General features: G+C 44.1%; 15 protein-coding genes. 11 read left to right on the top strand and 4 right to left on the bottom strand.

The genetic code is table 11. The features are described 5' to 3' along the window. Positions 1-137: 137 nt before the first annotated feature. The 9 genes from DWX23_RS20060 (at position 138) to DWX23_RS20015 (ending at position 16,014) form a co-directional block, all read left to right on the top strand. Positions 138-1,352 (top strand): radical SAM protein, encoded by a 1,215-nt coding sequence (locus tag DWX23_RS20060; RefSeq protein ID WP_122353227.1) that lies wholly within the window; start codon positions 138-140, stop codon positions 1,350-1,352. 170 nt (positions 1,353-1,522) lie between these two features. Next, entirely contained in the window at positions 1,523-2,107 is a 585-nt protein-coding gene (locus DWX23_RS20055; RefSeq protein ID WP_122353226.1) for a DUF417 family protein, read from the top strand. A 395-nt stretch (positions 2,108-2,502) separates the two neighbouring features. Continuing rightward, positions 2,503-3,231 carry a LiaI-LiaF-like domain-containing protein gene (locus tag DWX23_RS20050; protein WP_122375766.1) on the top strand — a complete coding sequence of 243 codons (729 nt, stop codon included), beginning with the start codon at positions 2,503-2,505 and terminating at the stop codon, positions 3,229-3,231. Between the two features lie 2 nt (positions 3,232-3,233). After that, positions 3,234-4,031: a LytTR family DNA-binding domain-containing protein gene (locus DWX23_RS20045; protein ID WP_122375765.1), complete on the top strand. Its 798-nt coding sequence runs from the start codon at positions 3,234-3,236 to the stop codon at positions 4,029-4,031. Positions 4,032-4,477: 446 nt separating this feature from the next. Further along, the gene (locus DWX23_RS20035; RefSeq protein ID WP_122375764.1) at positions 4,478-6,682 is read left to right on the top strand and encodes an alpha-galactosidase; all 2,205 of its coding nucleotides are present in this window, start codon (positions 4,478-4,480) and stop codon (positions 6,680-6,682) included. A 17-nt stretch (positions 6,683-6,699) separates the two neighbouring features. Next, positions 6,700-8,697 carry an alpha-galactosidase gene (locus DWX23_RS20030; RefSeq protein ID WP_122375763.1) on the top strand — a complete coding sequence of 666 codons (1,998 nt, stop codon included), beginning with the start codon at positions 6,700-6,702 and terminating at the stop codon, positions 8,695-8,697. Between the two features lie 21 nt (positions 8,698-8,718). Continuing rightward, on the top strand, positions 8,719-11,811 hold the full coding sequence (locus DWX23_RS20025; RefSeq protein WP_122353278.1) for a TonB-dependent receptor: 3,093 nt from the start codon (positions 8,719-8,721) through the stop codon (positions 11,809-11,811). A 21-nt stretch (positions 11,812-11,832) separates the two neighbouring features. Beyond that, entirely contained in the window at positions 11,833-13,410 is a 1,578-nt protein-coding gene (locus tag DWX23_RS20020) for a RagB/SusD family nutrient uptake outer membrane protein (protein ID WP_122353221.1), read from the top strand. A gap of 261 nt (positions 13,411-13,671) precedes the next feature. Beyond that, the gene (locus DWX23_RS20015; RefSeq protein WP_122375762.1) at positions 13,672-16,014 is read left to right on the top strand and encodes a hypothetical protein; all 2,343 of its coding nucleotides are present in this window, start codon (positions 13,672-13,674) and stop codon (positions 16,012-16,014) included. 373 nt (positions 16,015-16,387) lie between these two features. On the opposite strand, the gene DWX23_RS20010 is transcribed toward DWX23_RS20015, so the two are convergent. From DWX23_RS20010 to DWX23_RS19995, 4 genes are all read right to left on the bottom strand, one after another. After that, positions 16,388-16,984 (bottom strand): FKBP-type peptidyl-prolyl cis-trans isomerase, encoded by a 597-nt coding sequence (locus tag DWX23_RS20010; RefSeq protein ID WP_122375761.1) that lies wholly within the window; start codon positions 16,982-16,984, stop codon positions 16,388-16,390. A 5-nt stretch (positions 16,985-16,989) separates the two neighbouring features. Then, positions 16,990-18,534: a glycine--tRNA ligase gene (locus DWX23_RS20005; protein WP_122353218.1), complete on the bottom strand. Its 1,545-nt coding sequence runs from the start codon at positions 18,532-18,534 to the stop codon at positions 16,990-16,992. A gap of 154 nt (positions 18,535-18,688) precedes the next feature. Continuing rightward, positions 18,689-20,353 (bottom strand): SusD/RagB family nutrient-binding outer membrane lipoprotein, encoded by a 1,665-nt coding sequence (locus DWX23_RS20000; protein WP_122375760.1) that lies wholly within the window; start codon positions 20,351-20,353, stop codon positions 18,689-18,691. A gap of 21 nt (positions 20,354-20,374) precedes the next feature. After that, positions 20,375-23,665, bottom strand: coding sequence for a SusC/RagA family TonB-linked outer membrane protein (locus tag DWX23_RS19995; protein ID WP_122375759.1), 3,291 nt, complete (start codon positions 23,663-23,665; stop codon positions 20,375-20,377). 574 nt (positions 23,666-24,239) lie between these two features. On the opposite strand from DWX23_RS19995, the gene DWX23_RS19990 reads away from it, so the two are divergent. Both DWX23_RS19990 and DWX23_RS19985 read left to right on the top strand, forming a co-directional pair. Beyond that, complete coding sequence (locus tag DWX23_RS19990; protein ID WP_122353215.1) at positions 24,240-24,794, top strand: NAD(P)H-dependent oxidoreductase; 555 nt, start codon at positions 24,240-24,242, stop codon at positions 24,792-24,794. Positions 24,795-24,934: 140 nt separating this feature from the next. Beyond that, a complete protein-coding gene (locus tag DWX23_RS19985) occupies positions 24,935-26,371 on the top strand; it encodes a Gfo/Idh/MocA family oxidoreductase (protein WP_122375758.1) in 1,437 nt (478 codons plus the stop codon). Positions 26,372-26,413 lie beyond the last annotated feature (42 nt).

Below are 26,413 nucleotides of genomic sequence, written 5' to 3'. Positions count from 1 at the left end.
TTTATGATATATAATAGGTGAAATTTGCGAATGTTTTCAAGTCTGGCTGATAGATTTATGGGTATGGTATATATTTGTCTGTCTGCTTAATAAGATATGGGAGCTAATACTAATAGAGAAATCTAATCATAATAACAATGGGTACAAAACGAACAAAGAGCTCTTTCAGAACAATGAGCACAAACAGAAAATTAGAATCTGTTTTCCTGTTTGTCACAGGGCGGTGTAATGCCAAATGTAAAATGTGTTTCTATGCGGAAGACATGGATAAAAAAGAAAAAGACCTGACTTTTGAAGAAATAAAGAAGATCTCCGAAACAGCCGGACAGTTCAATCGTTTGTGGGTATCCGGCGGTGAGCCGACACTGCGTGAGGAATTACCTGAAATTATAGAGATGTTCTATAAGAATAACGAGATAAAAGACGTGAACATTCCTACCAACGGATTGAAGCCCGACCGGATCATTGCCTGGGTAAAACAAATCCGTCGGAATTGTCCGGAACTGAATATCAACCTCAGTCTTTCATTGGACGGTTTCGGTGATACACACGATATACAGCGCGGTGTCCCCGGTAACTTCTACAAAGCGATGGGGACGTTGAAGATGATTGAAAAAAACTTTGCTGACGACGGCAGGGTGCTGAAAAACCTTGCCACCGTAATTACAAAATATAACCTGGAGGAGGTACAGGATTTGATGCTTTGGATTTTAGGCCGTTTCCATCTGTCCAACCATATTATCGAGGCTGCACGCGGAATGACGCGCGACGACGGGGTGAAGGTGCTTACCGAACCTACTTTACGTGCTTTGCAGGACGAGGTTGTGCCTATCTATAATGTCTATGGGGAACGTATGGCGGAAGAGACCGGTGGCTTCAGAAAACCGATTGCCCGTTTCTTCTATCTGGGCTTCATCCGTACATTATATAATGTACGTGCGACCAATATCGATCATCCGACTCCCTGGGGAATGGATTGTACGGCGGGAGAGACCACCTTGGTGATCGACTATGACGGCCGTTTCCGTGCCTGCGAGCTTCGCGAGCCGATCGGTAATGTAAAGGATTACGATTGTAATATCGCTAAGATCATGCAGAGTGATGCCATGAAGCAGGAGATCGCTGCTATCGGTCATGGGGATAAGGCGAATTGCTGGTGTACGCATGGATGCTGGATCACTTCATCGCTGGTCTTCAATCCGCGTAAGATGATCACCCATGTATATAAAGGATACCGCGAAATGAAGAAACTGAACCGTCCGCTGGATATCAGTGAAGACTTGTTGCAGAGCATCGAACGGAAGTATGCTTTGGACGAACAGAAACTGGTAGAACTGGGAATACGTAATTAAAAATAATTCGTTGTCAATAAGGCCGGTTAACGGGGAAATAAGCCTCTGTTAACCGGTTTTATTGTGTCTTAGGGAATAATTGTCAAGTTATCCGGCAGAATTGCCATTTCCCATAGGGTAAAAATGTCAGATCTTTGCATCATAAGTTAAACTGATAAACAAAGAAAGACATGACTACTAAACTAAAGGATTTATTTGACACATTTCTGAACATGGCAGCTTCCTCACAGAAACTGGGTATTAACCTGATCCGTGTTGCTATTCTGATCATATTCGTATGGATCGGCGGACTGAAATTCTGGAATTATGAAGCGGAAGGGATCGTTCCCTTTGTGGCAAACAGCCCGTTTATGAGCTTCTTCTATACCAAGAGCGCACCTGAATACAAAGAATATAAGTTGAAAGAGGGTGAATTCAATGAAGCCAAACATCAGTGGCATGTAGAAAACAATACATATGGTTTCTCACATGGGCTGGGTATCCTGATCATGGCGATCGGTATACTGACCTTTCTGGGGATCTTTTCTCCGAAGATTGGTCTGGTAGGCTCCCTACTGGCTATCATAATGACGATAGGCACCTTGTCGTTCCTCGTCACTACGCCGGAGGTATGGGTTCCGGATCTGGGTAGCGGAGAGCATGGCTTCCCGTTGCTTACGGGAGCAGGTCGTCTGGTGATAAAAGACACGGCGATTATTGCCGGGGCGATCGTTGTCCTGTCTGATTGCGCTCAGCGGATATTGAAGAAGAAATAGGAACAAAAAGTGTTTATTTTAACACTTCGGAAGCAAAAAATAAACATATTGAAACTTGTTAGCTTTTCTTATACGACACGAAACATGATTTAGCATAAAACCCCTTGACAAATTTGGATTAAGCCGTATATTTGTATCGTGGTTTTTTCATAATAGTATTAGATTTAAGGTTAACAAAGTTGGTTAGGGCTTGTCGTGAGACAGGCTTTAATTGTTTATAGGGGTTTGCATTCAGGACAGATGCAGGCCTTTTTGTTTTTCTGCACTGAATATTTCCTTTTTTTGTCGGTTATTTTCGGCGATTCACCGATCTTTGACTGTAATAGGACGTTTCTCTCTTGTCCGGGAGGTGGCTGATACCTACTTTTGTTTCAAACATTTAAACAATACAGATTATGAATCTTAGAAAAAACATCTTTTGGGCAATCCCGTTTATCGTAGTCGGGATTGTATGGTTGCTGAAGAACATGGGTATGATTGCTACCGATATCTTTGATATTATAGTATCCTGGCAGATGCTGGTGATGTATGTGGGAGTTTCTACCTTTTTTTCCCGCCAGTATGTCGGAGGATTGATCACCTTTTTATTCGGACTATACTTTCTGATGCCTGAGTTGGACTGGATGGATGGCAGTGGAATGACTATCTGGCCGCTGCTCCTGGTGTTGGCCGGTATCGTGATACTCTTTTCGCCACGGAAGAAAAACAATACTCATTGGAGAAATAGAGGGGGAACGACAGGTAACGAGGCAGACACTGGTACAAAAAGTGAATTTATCAATATAGACGGTTATGTGGAATCGGATAATACGTTTAGTTCCGTGGAGCAGATCATTCTGGATCCGGTTTTCAAAGGAGCACGGATCAAGGTTTTGTTCGGGGGAACCATTCTGGATTTGCGAAGAACAAAGCTGGAAGGTCCGCGGACCTATATTGACATCGATTGTACGTTTGCCGGGGTGGAAATATATGTACCCAATGACTGGCGGCTTCATTTTAATGTCCGTACCCTGATGGGGGGCTCTGAAGATAAACGTTTCAATGCTTCTGTAAACATGGATAATGAGCATGTATTAGTGGTACGCGGAAATGCGACTTTTGGCGGAATCGAATTCAAAAGTTGATTATGCAGACGCATCCGTTTATAAACTCTGTCTTTTATAGGATTGCCGGTATCATGCTGGCATCGATCGCTTGTTGCACAGGGGCCTTGTTGTTGTATTACTACGAACATACGGGGTGGCTGCTTGCATGGCTTGACAGTCTGGTTTCGGTAGGGTTATTCTCTGTTTCCGGTTTTCTGCTCTGGTATGTTACCGGAGTATTGCGTCCGATACAGGCCCAGATCGCATTAACCATCGGTGTCCTGGCGATTTCTACTATAGGAGGGTATATGGTGGGGACATTGATTTGTCCCGGTCGGATGGAATGGTTTGCTTCGACTGTCCCTTTCCGTTTTCTGTTTGGTCTGCTGGGATGGATTATTCTGGCTCAATGGTATTTTATTCGCTGGAAGGAGATTCGGAAAGAGGAACCGTCTGAGGATTCTCTTGTTTCTGTTGAGACTGAAACATCACAGCCACCTGAAGAAGCGTTACTGGATCGTATCTCTGTGAAAGACGGCACCCGTATCCATCTGATCCGGTTGGACGAACTGCTCTATATCCAGGCAAGCGGCGATTATGTGACGTTGTTCACCTCGACAGGCCAATATGTCAAGGAACAGACGATGAAATATTTTGAAACGCATCTGCCGGAGAATGCTTTTATCCGTATTCACCGGTCTTGTATCGTGAATAGCGGGGAGATCATCCGTGTGGAATTGTTCGGGAAAGACAGTTACCAGGTTCGTTTGAAAACAGGTGTCTGTTTGCGTGCCAGTCTGACCGGCTATCGGTTGCTTAAAGAACGCCTTTCCCTGTAAAATAGCTCACTTTAATTGTTAAAATTAGCAGTTTTTGTCTGTATTGTATAAAGTTTTGTCTTCAGAAACATTTTTTAGCCGGAATGCGTGAAGAGCTTAACATATATTGTCTGTAAAAGGCTTGACAAACACTTGTCGTGAGTGTATCTTTGCATTGTGGTTTTTTCATAATAGTATTAGATTTAAGGTTAACAAAGTTGGTTAGGGGTTGTCGTGAGACAGCCTTTAATGTTTTATAGAGGTTTGCATTTTCGGATGCGAGCCTTTTTTGTTTTTTGCCCTGTAACAAATGCGTCAAAAAATGACGTAAATGTTGCAATCCTGTTAATTCTCTATGAATTAAATGCATAAATACAAATTATTGGCGAATCCGTGCTTTCCGTACTTCTCTTTATTGGCTTAGTTTGCACCATCAACCTTGAATAAGTAAAATAAAACTGATAGACATGAAAGCACTATTGTTAACTGTAGCCCTTTTATTGGGGTGTATGAATGTTTCTTCCCAGGAGAAAGAAGCGGACATCATATCCGTCTCTACAAATGACTTGAGCATGATCTTTTCTATCTCTTCGGATAAAAAAGTAGTATATAACTATTTTGGAGATAAATTCCGTCATGTTTCCCCTTTCCTTAATAAGAAGTATAAAGAACAACCGGATAACGGTATCGGTTATGCTCCGGCAATCTATCCTGCTTACGGAGGACGCCTTTTCCTGAATCCGGCATTGAAGCTGACGCATAATGACGGTGTTCAGACTACAGAATTGATATATGCGGACCATACCGTAAAGAATATCGATAATAATAGAATAGAAACCGTAATACAGTTGAAAGATCCTTTGTACCCGGTTTTCGTCAATCTCAATTTTGTAGCTTACCAAAAGGAAAATGTGATCTGTCAGTCTGTTTCCATCTCTCATCAGGAAAAGACCCGGCTGGCTGTCGAAAATATATCTTCCGCTTATCTTCCCTTACATGCAGACTCTTACTATCTGACTCATTTTCATGGCGCATGGGCTTCTGAAATGCAATTGGTGGAAGAACAACTGACTCCCGGTGTCAAACGAGTGGAATCCAAGAAAGGCATACGGACCACGCAGTCTGAAAACTCTTCTTTCCTGTTGTCTCTGAACGGACCGGCTTATGAAGATATGGGTGAAGTCTATGCCGGTTCACTGGCTTGGTCGGGCAACTATCTGACCTCTTTTGAAGTGGATGAATGCGGCATGCTGCATGTGTTGACCGGTATGAATAATTTTGCCTCTACTTATAATCTGGAACCGGGTAAAATATTGCAAACCCCGGAAATGGTATGGACATATAGTTCTACCGGTAAAGGACAGGTTTCCAGAAATCTGCACGACTGGTCGCGTAACTATGCATTGGCTCATGGCGATCAGGAATTACCGATCGTCCTGAACAGTTGGGAAGGTGCTTATTTTAACTTTACCGAGAAGACAATCACGGATATGATCGATGATGCTGCTGCTTTCGGTGTTGAAATGTTCGTACTCGACGACGGATGGTTTGCCAACAAATATCCGCGTAACTCGGATAAGGTCGGTTTGGGTGACTGGCAGGTAAATAAGAAAAAATTACCGCGCGGGATCGATTATCTGGCGAAGTATGCAGTAAATAAAGGACTGAAATTCGGCATCTGGATCGAACCGGAAATGGTAAGTCCAAAGAGTGAACTGGCAGAAAAGCATCCGGAATGGATTGTAAAGAGCGGTAAGCGTGATATTATCCCGATGCGTAACCAATGGTTGCTCGATCTGAGCAATCCGGCTGTACAGGATTTTGTGGTGAAGACTTTTGACGATGTAATCGCTTTGTCTCCTCATATTTCCTATATTAAATGGGATGCGAACCGCCACGTTGACAATTTCGGTTCCGATTACCTTTCTAAAGAGGATCAGACCCATTTCTGGATCGAGTATATAAAAGGACTGTATAGTGCTTACGAACGGATCCGTGCAAAGCATCCGGATGTTATGATCCAGTTGTGTTCGGCCGGTGGCGGCCGCCTGGACTTCGGAGCCTTGAAATATCACGATGAGTTCTGGGCAAGCGATAACACCAACTCGCTCGACCGTATATTCATCCAGTACAGCACCAATCTTTTCTTCCCGGCAAAAGCCACTGCTTCCCATGTTTCGACCACTCCGAACCATCAAACGGGTATGATGGCACCGCTGAAATTCCGTTTCGATGTTGCCATGACGGGGCGTCTGGGTATGGAATTGCAACCGAAAGATTTGACAGGTGATGAACTGCCTTTTGCAGAACAGGCCATAAAGAACTATAAACGTATCCGCCCGATCGTACAGCTGGGCGATCTTTATCGTCTCAAATCGCCTTACGACGGAACCGGATGGGCTTCGCATATGTATATATCCAAAGATAAAAAGGAATCTGTATTTTTTGCTTACAGCCTGAAATATCACGGACGTACAACATTCTTTGAGACCAAACTGAAAGGACTGGATCCGGCTAAAATATATAAGATCACTGAATTGAATAAAGCCGGAAACAGTTCCTTCTACGGCGACGGGCAGGTATTCCCCGGTGATTATCTGATGAATGCCGGTATCAGCCTGACAATCGGGAATACGTATGAAAGTACGGTCCTGCTGATTACAGAACAGTAATATTTAATTATCAATACATGAAACTCATCAATTTAAATCTGCTGCTATTGCTCGCCCTTGTTGTATCCTGTAGCGAACCTTTCGTCTCTTCGGGGAAATGGACGGTCAGCTACGATCAGGAGCAGAAAGGCCACCGTATCGAAAAAGAGAGCCAGCTTCTTTCCGATGGGGTCTACGCTTCGTATAAGTTAGGCGACAAATTGGTCACAACCCGTGACTACAGGAGTAGTCGCTCGAAAGCAACCGCTATCAGCGATGCATTCGGCGAAGGATCGTTATTACAGGTTACCTATACCGATAGCAACCTGCCTACACTGGTGCAATCTTTCTACATCTATCCGGAGAAAGATTATTTGTTGACGGAATTTACCCTTCAGGGAGGGAATGCCGATGTCGAATCGAATTATATGGCTCCGGTCAACATCGATCGTATGCCTGCTTTACTCGCCGAAGGGGATAACCGTGCGTTGTTCCAGCCTTTCGATAACGATTGCTGGATTCGTTATCAGTCTCATCCGCTGACTTTCGATCAGTTGCGTAGTTATGAAGTGGCTACCGTATTCAATAATAAGGATCGTAAAGGTCTTGTCATCGGTTCGGTAGAGCATTCCGACTGGAAGACAGGTATCGATATGGTCAAAGGCGACCGCAGCAATATCGGTTCGCTGGTTTGTTTCGGGGGTGTTGCCGATACGCTGACACGTGATTCGAAAGCACATGGTAGCCTGAAAGGGAAAACAGTGAAGTCGCCGAAGGTCTTTGTCGGTTTCTTTAATGACTGGCGTGCCGGACTGGAAGAATACGGAAAAGCGAATGCTGTAGTAGCTCCCGTGAAGAAATGGCCGGGTGCCGTTACGTTCGGTTGGAACAGTTGGGGTGCACTTCAGTTCAAGCTGACTTACCAGAAGGCGCTGGAGGTGTCCGATTTCTTCAGGGATAATTTGCAGAACAACCATTTTGTGAATCCCGACGGCAATGTGACGATCGGCCTCGACTCCGGCTGGAATAGCTTTAAGGATGAAGAACTGAAAGATTTCGTAGATCATTGTACGGCTAACGGACAGATTGCTGGCGTATACTGGACGCCGTTTACCGATTGGGGCAGACGTCCGGATCGGACCATCAAGGATGCTCCTGATTATAAGTATAAAGATGTTTATCTGTATGCGAATGGCCAGCCGCAGGAACTGGACGGTGCCTATGCGATCGACCCGACTCATCCGGCTATTGAGGAAATGATGAAGAAAACGTCCGAACTGTTCCACCGTTGCGGTTTCAAATACGTGAAGATGGACTTTATGACACACGGGGCGATGGAAGCCGACAAATGGTACAATCCGGAGATCCGGACAGGTATCCAGGCCTACAACTACGGCATGCAGCTGTTGAACAAATACTTCGGCGACATGTACATCAATCTGTCTATCTCTCCTGTATTCCCGGCTCATTACGCTAATTCACGCCGTATTGCCTGTGATGCCTGGAATAAGATCAAAGATACCGAATACACGCTGAATGCCCTTTCTTACGGCTGGTGGCAGGATGAGGTGTACCAGTATAACGATGCCGACCACCTGGTGCTGCGCGAAGCGACCGAAGGCGAGAACCGGGCCCGTATGACTTCCGGTGCTATTACCGGCTTGTATATCGTTGGTGACGATTTCAGTAAGGGCGGCAAACAGATCGACAAAGACCGCGCTCTGAAATTCATGACCAACCAAAGAGTGAATGATGTCGCCAGAGGTATTTCATTCGCTCCGGTGGAAGGAAATGGAGAACGTTCTGAAAATCAATTTATTCGCCATGATGCAGACGGATCATCTTATTTCGCTATCTTTAATTATTCGGAAGATGAGATGAATGCCACAGTTTTGCTTGAACGCCTCGGATTGGAGCCGACGGTTACTTACAGGGCAAGAGAACTCTGGAGTGGATATGAACAGCCTGTCAAGGAAAAACTCACAGTGACGGTCCCCGCCAGGGATGCGTTGCTTTACAAGATAGAAAACAACTAAATGTTCTTAAATTTATCAATTATGAAACAGATCAAGGTTTTTAGTATTTTGATGATGCTTGTAGTATGCTGCGGTACCGTTTTCGCACAAGGCATAACAATTACAGGTACGATCACCGACGCAAAAACGTCGGAGTCGCTCCCGGGAGCGAGCGTTGTTCTCAAGGGAACAACGCAAGGGACTATATCGGATATGGATGGAAAATATTCTTTGACAGCCTCACCGGGCGCCACCCTGGTGATCAGCTATATCGGATATGACACCAAGGAAGTAAAAGTCGGTAACCAGAACGTGATCAACGTATCACTTTCAGAAGACTCACAATCTATCGACGAAGTAGTGATCGTAGGTGCTTCCATGAAGAAAAGCGACCTGACAGGTGCTATTGCGCATGTCGACGCGAAAGTGTTGGAAGAACGCCCGGTAACGACCGTCAATGAAGCCCTTCAGGGACGTGTAGCCGGTGTTTTGATCACTAAAGGAACTCGTCCGGGTGACGATTCAAGTATCAAGATTCGTGGTGTGAATACGATCAATTCCGGTTCAGATCCGATCTACGTTGTCGATGGTTTGGTTATGGGCAACGGTTACGGCGGTTTTAACGCCATCAATGTGAACGATGTGGCTTCCGTACAGGTGTTGAAAGATGCCTCGGCTACAGCCCTTTACGGATCACGTGGTGCCAACGGTGTCGTTCTTATCACGACCAAAAAAGGTAAAATAGGCGAAGGACGTGTTACTTACGACGGTTGGGTAGGTTTCTCAAAAATTACCCAGCGTCCGAAGACAATGGATGCTTCCCAGTTGTTCGACCTGCGTATAGATGCTTTTGCCAATGGGTACATGCAGGACAATCCTACGGCAAACCGTCAGGATTACATCAATAACACATTGATGAAAACGAATACCGCTTTCTCCGATGAGGAGTTCGCCACTCACAATGCAGGTCAGAGCTATAACTGGTTGGACGAGGTGGCAAGCACCGGTTTCCAGCAGAACCACTCCGTAAGCTTCTCCAACGCAACGGAAAAGAACAATATTTACATCAGCTTCGATTATGCCAATATCGACGGTCTGATCGGTGATTCGAAAGAAAAGAAATATTCCGGACGTATCAATGCGGAATCGATGATCAAACCGTGGTTGAAGGTCGGTACGAACTCTTCTTTCTCCCGTACGGAAAATAACCTGCCGACAGACGATGTGTATGACAAGGCGCTGAATGCGAACCCATTGCTGAACCCGGCACCTTACAAAGATCCGGCAACCCGTTACACCTGGGATTATCTGACATTGTACTACCGTGTGCACAACGAAGGAAACAATAATGATTACAACCCGTTCAACTCGCAGGAAGTAGCCCGCGAACGTGCCCGTAACCGTTTCCTTTCTTCCAATTATATCAACATCAATCCGATCGAAGGGCTGAATATCCGTTCTACGTTCGCATTGGATGTTTCTTCACAGACCTGGTTCGAATATACACCGAGCTATATCCAGGAAGCTATCCGTCACTATAACGGTGATGCGAGAGCAAAACACGAAAGATGGTCACAGTTGAACTGGCAGTGGGATAATACGATCACTTACGACAAGACGATCAACAAACACCGCATGAACTTCCTGTTCGGTACAAGTACGACCAAGAACTCGGAAAACTATACTAAAGCACAGGGCGACCGTTATGCCAGCGACGATTTGCTGTGGTACGACCTGAAAGGTGCTGCCGCTAACGATAAGAAAGAACTCGATTCAGATTTCAAAGGCAATACCCTCGTATCTGTCCTGGGTAGAGTGAACTACAACTATGATATGCGTTACTACTTGACGGCAACGGCCCGTTACGACGGTTCTTCCAAGTTTGCCAAAGGCCACCGTTGGGGTATCCTGCCTTCTTTCTCTGCCGCATGGGATATAACGAATGAAGCGTTCATGGAAGACCAGACTATTTTCGACCGGATGAAGTTCCGTGTAGGTTATGGTGTGGTTGGTAACCAGGATATCGAAAACTATGCATATCGTACATTGTATTTCTCTTCTGTCAGCAACGGCGAAGCTTCCTACGCAACCAGCGGTTTGAGAGGTACGCCTGCCATTACCTGGGAAAAACAGAAACAAACCAATATCGGTGTCGATATGGCATTCCTCAATGACCGTTTGAATGTTTCTCTGGACGGATTCTTTATCAAAAATGATAATCTGTTGATGAAACACTCTCTGCCGTTGACTTCCGGCTACAGTGAAACATGGGAAAATATCGGCTCTGTAAAGAATAAAGGTTTTGAAGCGACGATCAACGCTACTCCGATACAGACAAAAGACTTTACATGGAATGTGAATGCCAATATCTCTTTCGATAAGAATGAGGTGTCTAAGTTGTATGGCCAGGTGACGGAGATCCTGAACGGTTCAGATCGTGAAAAGAATATCTTCCTGGGCGAATCATTGAATAACATTTATACTTATAAGACTGGCGGTATCGCGAACGAATCGAATCGCAGCGAATGGGAAAATCTGGATTTCAATGGAAAACATGTAAGCCTGGGTGATTTGTTCCCGCAAGATATTTCCGGCCCTGACGGTGTGCCTGACGGCGTAATCGACCAGCTTGACCGCACAGTGGTAGGAAAGAAGGATCCGAAGTTCTACGGCGGGTTTGCCACCGATTTCAGCTATAAGGGAATTACCTTGAATGCTGTATTCAACTATTCTTACGGTGCAAAGAAAATCAGTTCATATTACGAAGGTTTGATCAACAGTACAGGTACGGGCATGTCATCTATCGACCTGCTGGACCGTTGGACTCCGGAAAATACCGGCGCTTCCGTTCCGCGTGTGATTGCCAATACGACCAGCGGTTATAACCGCTATAATCCGTCTGATATGGATTATACGATCCAGAATGCCTCTTATCTGCGTTTGTCTACACTGACATTGGCTTATTCATTTCCGAAACCTTTGTTGAGCCAGCTCAAAGTGGAAAACCTGCGTGTTTACTTCACGGCATCTAACCTGTTCTGCGCAACCAAATATAAAGGCTTCGATCCTGAAACAGGCGATTACGGATATCCTCCGACAAAAATGTATGTATTTGGTTTGAACTTTAGTTTTTAATGATTTAAAAGGATTACAATTATGAAAAAGAGATATAATTTGATCGGATTGCTGGCTTTGGCGCTTACTGCCGGAATCACCACATCTTGTTCCGATTTCCTGACACAGGAAAACAAGAAAGCATTGACAGAAGAGCAGATCTATTCAGATGTAGAGTTTATCGAACTGAATCTGAAGGGTATCTATAATACCTGGCGTGACAATACCCGCCAGGATGAACGTGCCTGGTTCCTGATGACCGGTACCGATGAAATACAGCGCGGTGCATTGCAGAATAAAGGGGGTGGCGAAGGAGCGGCTATGGACCGTTACGATGCCAATATGAACTCCCTGCATAGCAAGGTGAAAGATCAGTGGAACAAACGTTTCCCGATAGTTACCGCTGCTGCCAAGATCGTCCGTGCGTTGGATACGCCTGATCTGGCAGAAGGAACCAAACAAGCTGAACTGTTGGGTGAGGCCTGTTTCGTGCGTGGTTTCGTCGATTATGAACTGGCGTTATACTGGGGTGAAATACCTATCATCGACCTGGATAAGCTGGAAGAAACCGGCTACGGCCGTCAGTCTTTGACCGATGTCTGGCAGTTTATTATCAATGACCTGGAAAAAGCGGCTAAATATGCTCCTAAGACAAATACGGCTGGACGGGCAACTTCCGGTGCCGGTTATACGATGTTGGGTAAGGCTTATATGTCTGCTCCGGTAGAAACCGGTCTGCGCGACTTTAACAAGGCGAAAGAATGTTTCGAGAAAGTAATGGGGATGGGCTATTCATTGGTAAACTATGCCGACCTGTGGAATTACGAGAAACCGAATACGGCGGAATCTATTTATGAATTTCAGTTCAATAATAATCCGAACCGTAACCAGATCCAGTTCCAGATCGGTTCACGTGTGGCGCAGAACTGGTGGAAAGACGGTTGTTACTTTGCCGGTTACGACCATGTCGTTGTTACTGAATATGGATATGAAACGGTGGAAAACGGTGGTATCTGGGAAGACGGTGATGTCCGTAAAGAGGAAAGTATCCGTTACGACTTTACGTATCATGGTGAAGTTCCTAACTACGAATGTGTTGCCTGGGAAGATCTGGGTGAAGACCATGACGAATTGAAACCGCACGTAAAGAAATATGAAGATTATCGTACCGACCAGTATTCAGGCTTGGGTATCAACAATATGTGGAACTCAGGGAAGAATATCCCGGCTCTCCGTTATGCGGATGTCCTTCTTAGCTATGCCGAATGTCTGAATGAATTAGGACAAACCGGACAGGCGGTAGAAAAGGTGAATGAAGTGCGTAATCGTGCATGGGGCTTTAATATCCCGGCTGATAAGAAATGGGATGCAGGTATGTCTCAGGATAACTTCCGTGTGAAGATCATGGATGAACGTATGCGTGAGTTTCTGGGTGAGAACTGGCGTCGTGCCGATCTGATCCGTACAGGCAAATTCGTTGAGTATATCAAAGCACGCAACAAATGGGCGAAACGTTCAGGTACGATCCAGGATTATAACGTTCGCTATCCGATCCCTAACGAAGAGATCGAACAGAATCCGGACATGACTCAGGATGATCAGAACCCCGGATACAGATAACTATAAAGTTACTTCAGTTTCCTAGGGAAGAAACTCCGGTTTCCTCCTTAGGAAACTAGAGTTTCCCAGGCAGGAAATTACAGTTCCCTCCGCAGGGAACTACAGTTTCCAAATAGCGAAACTACGAGGAAACTGTAATTGATTGAAGTTTAATGAACTAAAGGCAAAAGGATTGTAAAAGGAGAAAGCACCGGGAAGGCATGTCTTTGCCCGGTGTTTTGTTTAATAAAAAACCGAATCAAACTAATATAATAATAGGTCATGAAAAATAATTTAACAGGAACATCCCTGCTTTTTGGTCTTGTATGTCTCTTGTTGGGGGCAAAGGCTTTTGCAGGTGAACAGCAAGTGATCGCTTCCGGTAGTTGGAAGATCGTTTATAATGAAGGAACAAAGACATGCAACTTTATCCATAAGGAAAAGACCATACTGGCGGGTGTTTTTGTTCAGGCGAAAGAGAAGGAAACATGGTTGCGAAGCACGGAGTACGGACAGCCTGCTTTTTCGGAAGAAACTGTCGATGATGTCTTCGGTGCCGGACATAAATACACATTTACCTATGCAGCACACGATGGAAAACCGGCTCTGCAACAGTCGTTCTATTTCTATCCGGATAAAAGTTACTTTCTGACAGAAGCCTATATCGTTTCGGAGACTGCAACCTCAAGTAATTATATTGCTCCGGTTGTCACAGAAACGACCAGCTCTTTCCTGAATGCAAATGCCTCCAACCGGGTTTTATCCGTACCGTTCGACAATGATGCCTGGATCGGTTATTCCTCATTGGCATTGTCGGTAGACTCTGTTTCTTTCGAGGTCACTTCCATCTATTCTGGTGATACACGTGAAGGACTGGTGCTCGGTTCCGTTGAACATGATACATGGAAGACCGGCGTACGCTATTCTACCTCCGGCAACCAGCAGTTGAACCGTCTGGAATGTTTTGGCGGGATCAGCCATCGCCTTACCCACGATATCGATGCCGAAGGTTCAAAACCTCACGGCAGCATCTCCGGTACGAAACTGAAATCTCCGAAACTCCTGGTCGGCATGTTCGATGACTGGCGCAAAGGGCTTGAAGCATATGGCGAAGCAAATGCGTTGGTTGCTCCTCCCCGTAAATGGGCGAAAGGAAATATCTTCGGATGGAACAGTTGGGGCGCAATGGCCGAGAAGCTGAATTTTACCGGTGCTCTCGATGTTTCCGATTATATCAGTACGAACCTGCAACCGAATCATTTCAATAATGACGGTACGGCTTATGTGATCCTCGATTCTTACTGGGATAACCTGAACGATTACCAGTTGAAGACATTTGCCAAGCAATGTGTCGATAACGGACAGGTTCCGGGCATCTATTGGTCTCCTTTCTCTGATTGGGGAGAAGACGGTAGCCGTTCTATGGAAGGTAGCAGCTACAGATACGGAGACGCTTACCTTTATGTGAACGGAAAACCGAAGAAGATCGCTTCTCGTGCGTTAGACCCGACCCATCCCGGTACCCGTGAACGGATGAGCTATTTCATCAACCGTTTTAAAGAGTTGGGATATAAATACATCAAATTCGACTTCCTGAACAATGCAATTCTAGAAGCGGACTCTTATTACGATAAGAACGTTACGACCGGTGTGCAGGCTTATAACAGTGGTATGAAGTATCTGACGGAATTGTGCGGGGATGACATGTTCATGGCTTTATCCATTGCTCCTGCTTTTCCTGCGCAATACGGGAACTCCCGCCGTATCAGTTGCGATGCCTGGGGAGCTAAGGAAGATACGGAATATGTAATGAACGGACTTTCTTTTGGCTGGTGGCTCGACAAGGTCTATAACTTCAATGATGCCGACCATCTGGTTCTTCATAAAGATGCTTATAATGAAGATGAAAACCGTATGCGTATTACATCGGGAGTGATCACGGGAACTTATATTCTCGGTGATAATTTCAGCCAGAAAGGAACTTGTATAGGGGATCTCGCTGCCCGCCAGAAAGCGGAAAAGTTTGCGACGAATGCCGACGTGAACGAAATTGCTCGCATCGGTAAATCTTTTTACCCGGTGGAAGGTGCCACGGCTTCAGGTAAAAACAGTTGGGGAAGGAACCGTGGCGAGAGTCTTTTTATGTTGGATACGGATGATTATATGTATGTCGCTGCATTTAATTATAAAGCAGAATCAGTCTCGGAAGATATCAAGTTGTCACGACTGGGAATCGCTTCTTCCGATGTGAAAGGTATTAAAGAGCTCTGGACTGGTCAGGACGTGTCGCTGAAAGGTGAAGAAATTCCTTTCTCTTTACCTGATTTTGGCGTGAAGTTATACAGAATAGATAAGAAAGGCACGGGAACGGGTGTGTCTGATCTTACTACGCCGGACAGAAAGATAACCGGCTGGGTAAAGGACGATCATTTGTTCATACAGACGGAAAAAGATCTGAAAGATATTCTTATCTACTCGACACAGGGAGCGTTACTGAAAAAGTTGCCAGCTTTATCTTCGCAAACTTACTATGACATCAATATTGCTGATCTGCCCAAAGGTATATTCCTGGTTCAGGCAGTCACTTCCCTACAGGATTCCGAATGTTTGAAGTTCATAAAATAAAATCCATGTCGATACAATCAAATCTACTGAAATTAGGGCTCTGAGCTGTTAATTTTAGTAGAATTTGATTGTAATCTATATAGTTTTGTGTTCGATAACAAAATTTGACTGGAATAAGTGTTTTGCTTAACTTTTATTAGTCAGAAAAGACTTGACAAAAGCCCTTTACACCTGTATCTTTGTACTGTGGTTTTTTCATAATAGTATTAGATTTAAGGTTAACAAAGTTTGGTTAGGGCTTGTCGTGAGACAGGCTTTAATTGTTTATAAGGGTTTGCTTTATGAGGCAGCCTTTTTTATATCAAACTTATAAATAATAAAAAGGGGGCATCAAATATTTGATGTCCCCTTTTCTATTCATTCTAAATTCGCTTTAGGATATTTTATAATCTTCTGTATCGCTGGTTCCTGCAACTTCAGAGGTTCTTTCTATTACCTCTATCTCAAAAATTAATGTAGAGTATGCAGGGATATTATCCTTTTCATTGGAACCATATCCTAGTTTCTGAGGAATCCAAACTTCCCATTTGTCGCCAACTACCATATTTTGCAAAGCAATGGTCCATCCTGTTATAGGAGAGGGAACTCCACCATAAGTATAACTATAATTAGAAGATGCGGAACTTACAGCGAATTTAGCTGGTGCTGCATAGGGAACACACTGATCGAAATACTCGCCTTCTTTGCTATCGATCAACCATCCTTTGTAATAAACAGTCACACGGCTGTTGTAATAGATTACAGGGCCGTCTCCTTGTTTTATCCTTTTAGCATAAACAAAATCATCTCCGGATCCTTGTATACTTACTTTAAAGAAATCGGGGTCATTAGCCTTTGCCGCGAAAGCCTGTTCATTTTTCAGTTTGTATGCTTCAACGGCTGCATCATCACTGTCATCGTCATCTTTACAGGAGGTAAAGACTACGGACATACAAAAAATCATCAACGCGAATTGCAGGTACTTCTTCATTTAATTTATTCAGTTATCTTTTTTAATAATGACTTCATACTAACCTTTTCAGAAATAATCTCGTGCAGCTTGTCGATGCTTACACGTTCCTGTTCCATGGTATCACGGAAACGGATTGTTACACAATTATCCTTCAAAGTATCGTGGTCAACTGTAATACAGTACGGAGTTCCAATGGCATCCTGACGGCGGTAACGTTTACCGATAGAGTCTTTTTCATCATACTGGCAACGGAAATCGAATTTCAGCATGTTGACAATCTCTTCCGCTTTTTCAGGAAGCCCGTCTTTCTTAACCAGCGGCAATACGGCTAACTTGATAGGAGCCAGAGCTGCAGGCAATTTCAATACTACGCGTGTTTCACCGTTTTCGAGGGTCTCTTCGCAATAAGATCCGGCCATAACGCTCAGGAATACACGGTCGACACCGATAGATGTTTCAATAACGTACGGAGTATAGCTTTTATTTAATTCAGGATCGAAATACTGTATCTTCTTACCTGAGAATTTCTCATGCTGGCTCAGGTCGAAGTCTGTACGGCTGTGGATACCTTCCACTTCTTTGAAACCGAACGGCATTTCATATTCGATGTCTGTAGCTGCATTGGCATAATGAGCCAATTTTTCGTGATCGTGGTAACGATATTTCTGATCACCCAGTCCCATTGCTTTGTGCCATTTCAGACGAGTCGATTTCCATTGTTTGAACCATTCCATTTCTTCTCCCGGACGAACGAAGAACTGCATTTCCATCTGTTCGAACTCACGCATACGGAAGATGAACTGACGGGCAACGATCTCGTTACGGAATGCTTTACCGATCTGAGCGATACCGAAAGGTACTTTCATACGGCCTGTCTTCTGCACGTTCAGGAAGTTTACGAAAATACCCTGTGCAGTTTCCGGACGCAGGTAGATTTTGGAAGCGCCGTCGGCAGTAGATCCCATTTCTGTGGAGAACATCAGGTTGAACTGGCGTACTTCCGTCCAGTTGCGTGTTCCGGAGATCGGACAAGCGATTTCGCAGTCGATAATGATCTGGCGGAGATCTTCAAAGTTGGAGTCGTTCAGTGCTTTCGCAAAACGGGTGTGTATCTCGTCGCGTTTAGCCTGATGTTCCAATACGCGGCCGTTGGTAGCACGGAATTGGGTTTCATCGAATGCTTCACCGAACTTTTTCGCAGCTTTGTCGACTTCTTTCTGTATCTTTTCGTCGATCTTAGCCAGATAATCTTCGATCAGTACGTCGGCACGATACCGTTTCTTGGAATCCTTATTGTCGATCAAAGGGTCATTGAATGCGTCCACATGGCCGGATGCCTTCCAGATAGTCGGGTGCATAAAAATGGCAGAGTCGAGGCCTACTACATTTTCGTGAAGCAGGGTCATGCTGTCCCACCAGTATTTCTTTATATTATTTTTCAGCTCTACGCCATACTGTCCGTAATCATACACTGCTCCTAAACCATCATATATTTCTGAAGAGGGAAATACAAATCCGTATTCTTTACAGTGTGAAACTAATTTCTTGAAAACATCTTCTTGTGCCATAAGTATATGTAATTATTATCAACCTGCAAAGTAAATGATTTTTTCTGTAAGTTACAGCATTTTCAGCGGCTTATTAGTTAATACATATAAAGAAAGGTGACCATCCCGGCCACCTTTCACCATCAAAAATTATATTGAAAATTTAGTTCTGGGTTTATTCTTTATCCCACCATATACGACCAAATTCGCTGTCCAGACGACCGAAGTTCGATTCTTTCTGCATGTCCTCGAGGCGTTTTACCTGATTTGCATAGTTGGCAGAACCATCGGCTGGCATGGTGAATTTTTTACGGCGCGGTACTTGCTGCAATTCACCGTATACATTGATCGGTTCCCAGGTAACCAATGTAGATGTAGTGCTCGGATAGTTGGTACGTTTGTACATAGCCCATGATTCACTGTTATTCTTGAAATGTTCTACCCAAGTCTGGCAGTAGATCTGTTCTTTAGCCATAGCGCTGTTCCATGCGATACCATCCTGTTTCAGGAATGCTTCGATTTCACTTTCTGTAACCGCTTCGTAGTCATTGATTTTGCAGTAGTCGGCAATTTTACTCCATTGTCTCAGAGAGGCTTTTACGCCTTCTTCATACCATTGCTGAGCTGTTTTGCTGTTGGCAACGCCTTCCAGCGTAAATTCGGAAGCCATGAAACAGAAGTCTGCATATGTTACCAAAGGAATCCAGCCACCGGCACTACCATTGTCTTGCGCACCTTTCCACAAACGAGTCTGAGGTCTGTTCATCGGACGCATGTCGATATCGTCCAGATAACGAGATGTGCGACAGGAGTCGGTTGCCCATTTGTCGTAACTTACGCTACCGCCGGTCCAGCGACCTAAATGAGTCGGAATAACCTGTGCAGGAGTTGTTGTTTCTTTGGCATTGAATGCGGCTATGTTTTCCGGAGTTAAATTGTTGATCTGGAAAAACAGACGTTTTCTCGGGTCGTTATACTTCAGTAAGTAAGCCATAAAAGCAGCAGAAGCGCGATCCATGTCGATGACGGAATGCCAGTCGCCTTGGGTTGTCCAGTAGTTATCGAAATAAAGGATAAAACTATCGTCGATACTGCTGAAAATGTTGCCGGAAGATAATACCTCTTGTGCAATGGCTTTAGCTTCTGCCGGTTTCTGTTTTAACAATCTCAAAGCGATCCGCATACGTACGGCATTGGCAGCCTTCACCCATTTACTCATGTCGCCACTGTAAGCCAGGTCATAATTCTTGAAAGTCACCTGGTTGCTGGATGTCGCCAGCTTATTGGCAGCTTCTTTCAGTTCCTGGTTCCAGGTCGTCAACAACTCTTCCTGAGTTTGGAAAGCGGGTTCAAGAATTTCCACGTTACCGTTGCGGGTTCCCCAACCGTCGGTGTACACCAAAGAACCGTATACGTCGGATGCTTGAATACCTTTTGTAATCAAGAGGATACGGGCTACTTCGGTTAAGTCGCTGTAAGCAGCTTCCTGTTCCGGCATATTGGTCTTGACATAATAGGGTATGTGACGGGCGTATTTACCGGCGTTTACATAGTTGCTGTATAATGATCCCGCAAAACCGGCGCATTCGGTGAAGTTGACTGTGCTATATCCCCAGATTCCGGCACAATACTGCATCCATCTCATGCGGCAGGCATATGAGTCTGACCATGTTTCTCCGGCATTACACATTACATTTTCAATCTGATAGAGGAACACTTCCGGATCAACTTCGTATACCGTATCAGGGTTCTTGTTGATTTTGGTGAAGTCGGCATCGCAGGAGCTTAATGCAGCCATGGAAGCTAACGCTCCGAGAATATAATATTTAATTTTTTTCATTTTACTTAATTATAAAGGTGATTAGAATGAAACGTTAACACTGAAGCCAATGTTGCGTGAGAATACGGCACCACCGCTTTCCATATATTCAGAGCTGTAAGATGTATTCAGGCCTTCCGGGTGAATATTGTCCGGCAGACTGTTATACAGGAATCCTAAGTTACGGGCCATTAAGCCGATACTTGCATTTTGAATGTAGGCTTTGTTCACCCATTTTTTAGGCAATTGCCAATGTACGGAAACTTCACGTAAGGCAACCCATGAACATTTGTGGATACCTTCTTCGCGGATACCACTGGACCAACTGTACACGTTGTCATAATATTTGTAAGCTGATAACGGGTCGACCAATCCTTGATCATAAGCATACTGATAGCTTCTACCGGAAACGTCTACTCCTTTGATTTCCGTACCCGGCATAAATACGCCTTCCGGAATTACACCGTCATTGACCACTCTTCCGTCGCTCAATGTACGAGGTAAACCGCCGTATTGTGTGTCACGACCGGTCAATGAAGATTTAACGTTCCCTGAATTCATACCATAATAATAACTTGCCGAGAAGACGTCTCCGCCGAAACGGGCATCGATTACAGCATTCAGCGTAATGCCTTTCCAGCTTACGGAAGTGGTGGCTCCCCACAAGAATTTAGGCTGTAAAGAACCGATTTTCTCACTTTTATTTGAACGAGGATAAGAACCGTCTGCGTTCAACAGTTTTTCGCCATTTTCGTTGCGTGTGTAAGCATAAGAAGTGTAGATATCACCATAAGCGCCGCCTACGGTAGCCCATGCCTGTGTATCCGTACCACCTCCTACTAACTGGTATTTCTCAACGCCTTCAAACAAAGAGACGATCTTGTTTCTGTTGCGCGTCAGGTTGAAAGACAAATCCCAGCGCCAGTCTTTCGTTTCGATCGGAGTACCGGTAATCAATAATTCGATACCTTTGTTCTGGATGTCTCCGGCATTGATCCAACGTTTTGAAACACCGGATTCGGATGCGATCGGCAATGCCAGGATCTGGTTCTTTGTATTGGTCTTATACCATGCAAAGTCGAAACCGAGACGGTTTTTGAAGAAACGCATATCCAAACCGATTTCGATGGAGTGTTGTTTCTCCGGTTTCAAATTCAAGTTCGGTAATTCGTCCTTGTCGAATTTGTAATAAGGATAAGTTCCGCCGTTAAGCTGGTTGTCGAATGTGTTGTCGAAAGCATAATAACCGGTACCGGTTGTCAGATAAGGAGCACAGTCGTTACCTACGATAGCATAAGAAGCTCTCAACTTACCGAAAGAGATAAATTCAGGTATCGCATCGCGCAAACCTTCGGCAAACAACCAGGAAGCACCAACCGACGGGTAGAAGTAAGAAGTGTGTCCTGTTCCGTTTTCATAGATCAATGCAGACGACCAGTCGTTACGTCCTGTTATATCCAGGAAATAAACGCCTTTATAATCCATATTGGCAAAAGCATAGATGGAGTTGATACGTTTTCTGTCAGTATTATATCTGACTTCGGTTGTCGCTTTATTAACGGAGTTTGTCATATCGAACAAACCAGGAACGCGCAAGCCATTCTCCGAGTTGGTTTTGTGGTATCCTCTTTTGGTATCCCACTGTTCTACTGCTACGCTACCGCTGATATTGAAATCATCGAAAGAATGGTTAGCAGTCAACATACCGGTAATTTTGTACTGGTCTTTCTTATTTTCATGGATTTTATAAGCCGCACCGTCGTACTTGCTGGCACCTGTAGCCATTACTTTTGATTCGTTAGTGGTATATAGCTTGTAAATATCACCTTTCACTTTCAATGACAACCAATCTAATATTTTAAGATCCAGATTCAAGAAAGCACGTACACTCATTTCGTCCTGTGTATAGATGTTTTCCAGGTAGTCGTAGATCGTTTTGGAATAACCATACGGATCCAATGAGTTGTAACCGTCACCGGCCGGACTGATATAGTTTTTGTTATTCAACCAGTAATCAGTATCATATTCACGAGCGATGCTGTACATGAAGTCATAGATCGGAGATCCCGAGCCTCCCTGTCTTGTCGGATTCTGGGCAGTCGATTCGATATATGAGAATCCGCCTTCAGCTTTCAAGCGTGAACTGATATCGTGGGATGCGTTTAAACTGAATGAATTACGCTTGAATTCATTGTTAAAAGTTAAACCCTCCGACTGCAGGTTTGAATAAGAGAAACGGAATGCACTTTTTTCAGAACCACCTTGTAAAGCAACGTTGGTGTTCATGTAGTGCCCGGTCTGATAAAGATTTTTCAAGTTGTTGTCTTTGGCGGAATAGATCATTTCCTGGCCATCCACATAGAACGGTTTACCGTCGAAACGAGGACCGAAGCTACGACCTGCAGATGTGTATCGGTTTTCGCTACCGTCGCTATTCAGAGCCCATGCCGGAGAAGAACCGGAACCGAATTCGTTTTGCAGATCCGGTGTCGCATAGATGTTTTCCCATTGCTGCGTATGTGAAACGGAAACACCTATACCTTCACCTTTACGGCCTTTTTTGGTTGTGATCAGGATCACACCGTTGGAAGCACGCGAACCGTACAAAGCGGTTGCGGCAGCACCTTTCAATACAGACATCGATTCGAAGTCATCGGCATTCAGGTTCTTCAGGTCATTACCCCAGTCTTGTCCTGCCCCTGTTTTTGTTACTTCATTGTCGATGATAATACCGTCGATAACGAAAATCGGCTGGTTGTTACCTCCCAAAGAAGTATTACCACGGATGATAATACGTTGTGAAGACTGCGGTCCGGAGTTACCCATGTTGATCTGTACACCGGCAACTTTACCTTGTAGTCCATTGATCGGGTTTGGAGAGTTTACTTTGGCGATTTCATCTCCCTTTAGTTCTGTCATGGCGTAACCGAGTGATTTCTTATCACGGGACATACCCAAAGCTGTTACAACAACTTCTTCCAGAGCTTGTGAATCTTCTTCCAGATAGATTTTCAGTGTTGCCTGGCCGTTGTAGACGACTTCTTTTGTTTTATAACCAACAAAAGAGACCTGTAAAGTTTGACCTTTTTTGACATCGTTTAGCGTGAATTTACCATCGAGGTCCGTCATAATCCCACTTGTGGTTCCCTTAATAATAACAGATGCTCCAATAACCGGACCCATTGAATCCTCTACAACTCCGGTGACTTGTCCACTCTGTTGTGAAATGTTTACACTTTGCTTGTCGGGTACTACATCTGCATAGGCTCCTAATGGAGAGACCAATGCACCGGCAAGCAAAATCAAGCTTGGAAATGTTAATTTTTTAGACATAAGCGTTTGATTTATAGGTAAAAAAATAGATGTGTGTATGTTTGTTTCAGCATATTTAAATTGTTATAGTTCTAGTAGAACTATGGAATGCTGTCAAAATGGAAGTATCATTATTTGGCTAAAATAGGCTAAATATGTTTTAAATTCGTCAACGGAGCGGTTTTGTATCTTAAAAGAGTTAATTTTGTAACAAATTAGTTGTAATTAGTTTACGATATCAGGAGATCGAGAATTAAGTGTTAACTGAAAATCTGATTTTAATAGAATTTATGAATAAGTTCTACTAGAACAATATCACTTGGAAAACTATCAAATAGTAACTATATATTTGTAAACCATATAATTAATTTAAATTTTAATCGGAACTGCATAGGAAATGGATAATGTTTTTATATGTTAAAATTAGACAGCTTTCATTTCTCCCTCGTTCCGGAATAACTCTTTTTTCAGATCGATTGTAATTCCGATGATCGTTCGATCATAATTTATTTTATTTGTTGTAATTTCATAGATTTCTTTATTTTTGTAAAAACATAATTAGAATGCGACTTTACATTATTAAAAAAGTAATATTATGAATGACGGTTCAAAAAAAGTAGTAATTCTTCTGGCTCATCCTAACCTGAAGGAATCACAGGCAAACAAAGCTCTAGCCGATGCGGTAAAGGATATTGACGGTGTCATGGTATATGATCTGTATGAATATCAGGATCAATCTTTCGATGTAAATCTGTGGAGTACGATCATCTCTGATGCTTCGATGATTATTTTTCAATTTCCTTTTTACTGGATGTCGGCTCCTTCGCTTTTAAAGCGATGGCTGGATGAAGTTTTTACTTCGCTGGCGAAAACACCTGCAGTAGCCGGTAAACCGTTGCAGATCGTTACGACGACCGGGTCGGAGTATGCTGCTTATCGCAGTGGAGGGCGGAATGGTTTTACTATGGATGAACTTCTACGTCCTTACCAGGGTTGTGCGATACATGCCGGAATGACCTGGCACACGCCATTGGTTGTCTATGGAATTGGTAGCGCGGATGCTTCCAGAAACATTGTGGCCGGGGCTGAAGCTTATAAACAGAGGGTAGAAGCTGCATTGACAGACCATACGATGCAGAATATTTGGTAATTACTATATGATGAGGATCGGATTAATTTGAGAACTTTCTTCCTCAAATTCTTTTAAATCAATAAAAAATATCTATTTTTGCGAAGTTGATGTTTTTAATGTTTGCGCAAACAATAATTAATTATCTAATAAAGAATACCATGAAATCAGAAGACATCTCACGTCGCTCGTTCCTGAAACGGGCATTGGCTTTATCGGCTGCAACTGCAATTCCTTCGTTTTGGATCCCTTCGAAAGCGGGTGCAATGCCGGGTGTACCGTTCGTTAGTGCGAACGAGAAAGTGAATATTGCATTTATTGGCATTGGAAACCGTGGTGGTGAAATAGCCAAAGAATTGTATAAGACCGGATTGTGTAATGTAGTGGCCCTGTGTGATGTGGATATGGGTGCAGCGCATACACAAGAGTTGATATCTATGTTCCCGAAAGTTCCCCGTTATCAGGATTTCCGTAAGATGTTCGATCAGATGGCCGGAAAGATCGATGCGGTGACGGTAGGTGTTCCCGACCATGCCCATTTCCCGATCACGATTGAAGCGATGGCACATGGAAAACATGTATATGTAGAGAAACCGATGGCCCGTACTTTCCAGGAGATAGAGCTGATGATGCGGGGCGAAAAGAAATATGGTGTTGTTACACAGATGGGTAACCAGGGTCACTCGGAAGCGAATTATTTCCAGTTCAAGGCATGGAAAGAAGCCGGATTGATCAAGGATGTGACAGCCATCACCGCACACATGAACTCTCCGCGCCGCTGGCACGGATGGAATCCGAATATCAAACATATGCCGATGGGAGAACCTGTTCCTGAAACAATGGATTGGGATACCTGGCTGGGTGTAGTGCAACATCACGATTATAACCATGATTATCATATGGGACAGTGGCGTTGCTGGTATGATTTCGGTATGGGCGCGCTGGGCGACTGGGGAGCACATATCCTTGATACGGCTCATGAATTTCTAGATATGGGATTACCTTCCGAAGTGAATCCGATCTATCTGAAAGATCATAACAATTTCTTCTTCCCGATGTCTTCTACGATCTTGTTTAAATTTCCGGAAAGAGGAAACATGCCGGCTGTTGATGTAACCTGGTATGATGGTTTGGATAATATTCCTCCTGTACCTGAAAACTTTGGTTCTTCAGATGTCGATCCGAACATACCGACTGTAGCCGGTGGAAAACTTCAGTTGATGAAACTGAATCCCGGAAAGGAAATATACTCAAAGACATTGACATTTAAGGGCGGTTCTCATGGTAGCACCTTGTCTGTTATCCCGGATAAAATCGCCAAAGAAATGAATCCGACTCTTCCTGAATACCAGAAAAGCCCGTCAAACCATTATGCAAACTTCCTGTTGGCTTGTCAGGGAAAAGAAAAGACACGTTCACCGTTCTCGATAGCAGGTCCGTTAAGCCAGGTATTCTGTCTTGGCGTATTGGCACAACATCTGAACCGCAAATTGGTATTCGACCGCGATACCAAGGAGATCGTAAATGATGACTTCGCCAACCAGATGCTGTCCGGTCGGCCTCCGCGTAAAGGATGGGAACAATATTATAATGTATAATATAAAAAGCAGAAGCCCAAAGTGTATTAATCAAAATATATT

It is taken from the genome of Parabacteroides sp. AF18-52 (genome assembly GCF_003479145.1).
Lineage (GTDB): Bacteria > Bacteroidota > Bacteroidia > Bacteroidales > Tannerellaceae > Parabacteroides > Parabacteroides faecis.
This window is presented reverse-complemented; position numbering and strand designations above follow the sequence as displayed.

Bases quoted from the DNA above. Each gene is read 5' to 3' on its own strand.
- DWX23_RS20060 (WP_122353227.1), top strand. From the start codon at position 138: ATGGGTACAAAACGAACAAAGAGCTCTTTCAGAACAATGAGCACAAAC.
- DWX23_RS20055 (WP_122353226.1), top strand. From the start codon at position 1,523: ATGACTACTAAACTAAAGGATTTATTTGACACATTTCTGAACATGGCA.
- DWX23_RS20050 (WP_122375766.1), top strand. From the start codon at position 2,503: ATGAATCTTAGAAAAAACATCTTTTGGGCAATCCCGTTTATCGTAGTC.
- DWX23_RS20045 (WP_122375765.1), top strand. From the start codon at position 3,234: ATGCAGACGCATCCGTTTATAAACTCTGTCTTTTATAGGATTGCCGGT.
- DWX23_RS20035 (WP_122375764.1), top strand. From the start codon at position 4,478: ATGAAAGCACTATTGTTAACTGTAGCCCTTTTATTGGGGTGTATGAAT.
- DWX23_RS20030 (WP_122375763.1), top strand. From the start codon at position 6,700: ATGAAACTCATCAATTTAAATCTGCTGCTATTGCTCGCCCTTGTTGTA.
- DWX23_RS20025 (WP_122353278.1), top strand. From the start codon at position 8,719: ATGAAACAGATCAAGGTTTTTAGTATTTTGATGATGCTTGTAGTATGC.
- DWX23_RS20020 (WP_122353221.1), top strand. From the start codon at position 11,833: ATGAAAAAGAGATATAATTTGATCGGATTGCTGGCTTTGGCGCTTACT.
- DWX23_RS20015 (WP_122375762.1), top strand. From the start codon at position 13,672: ATGAAAAATAATTTAACAGGAACATCCCTGCTTTTTGGTCTTGTATGT.
- DWX23_RS20010 (WP_122375761.1), bottom strand. From the start codon at position 16,984: ATGAAGAAGTACCTGCAATTCGCGTTGATGATTTTTTGTATGTCCGTA.
- DWX23_RS20005 (WP_122353218.1), bottom strand. From the start codon at position 18,534: ATGGCACAAGAAGATGTTTTCAAGAAATTAGTTTCACACTGTAAAGAA.
- DWX23_RS20000 (WP_122375760.1), bottom strand. From the start codon at position 20,353: ATGAAAAAAATTAAATATTATATTCTCGGAGCGTTAGCTTCCATGGCT.
- DWX23_RS19995 (WP_122375759.1), bottom strand. From the start codon at position 23,665: ATGTCTAAAAAATTAACATTTCCAAGCTTGATTTTGCTTGCCGGTGCA.
- DWX23_RS19990 (WP_122353215.1), top strand. From the start codon at position 24,240: ATGAATGACGGTTCAAAAAAAGTAGTAATTCTTCTGGCTCATCCTAAC.
- DWX23_RS19985 (WP_122375758.1), top strand. From the start codon at position 24,935: ATGAAATCAGAAGACATCTCACGTCGCTCGTTCCTGAAACGGGCATTG.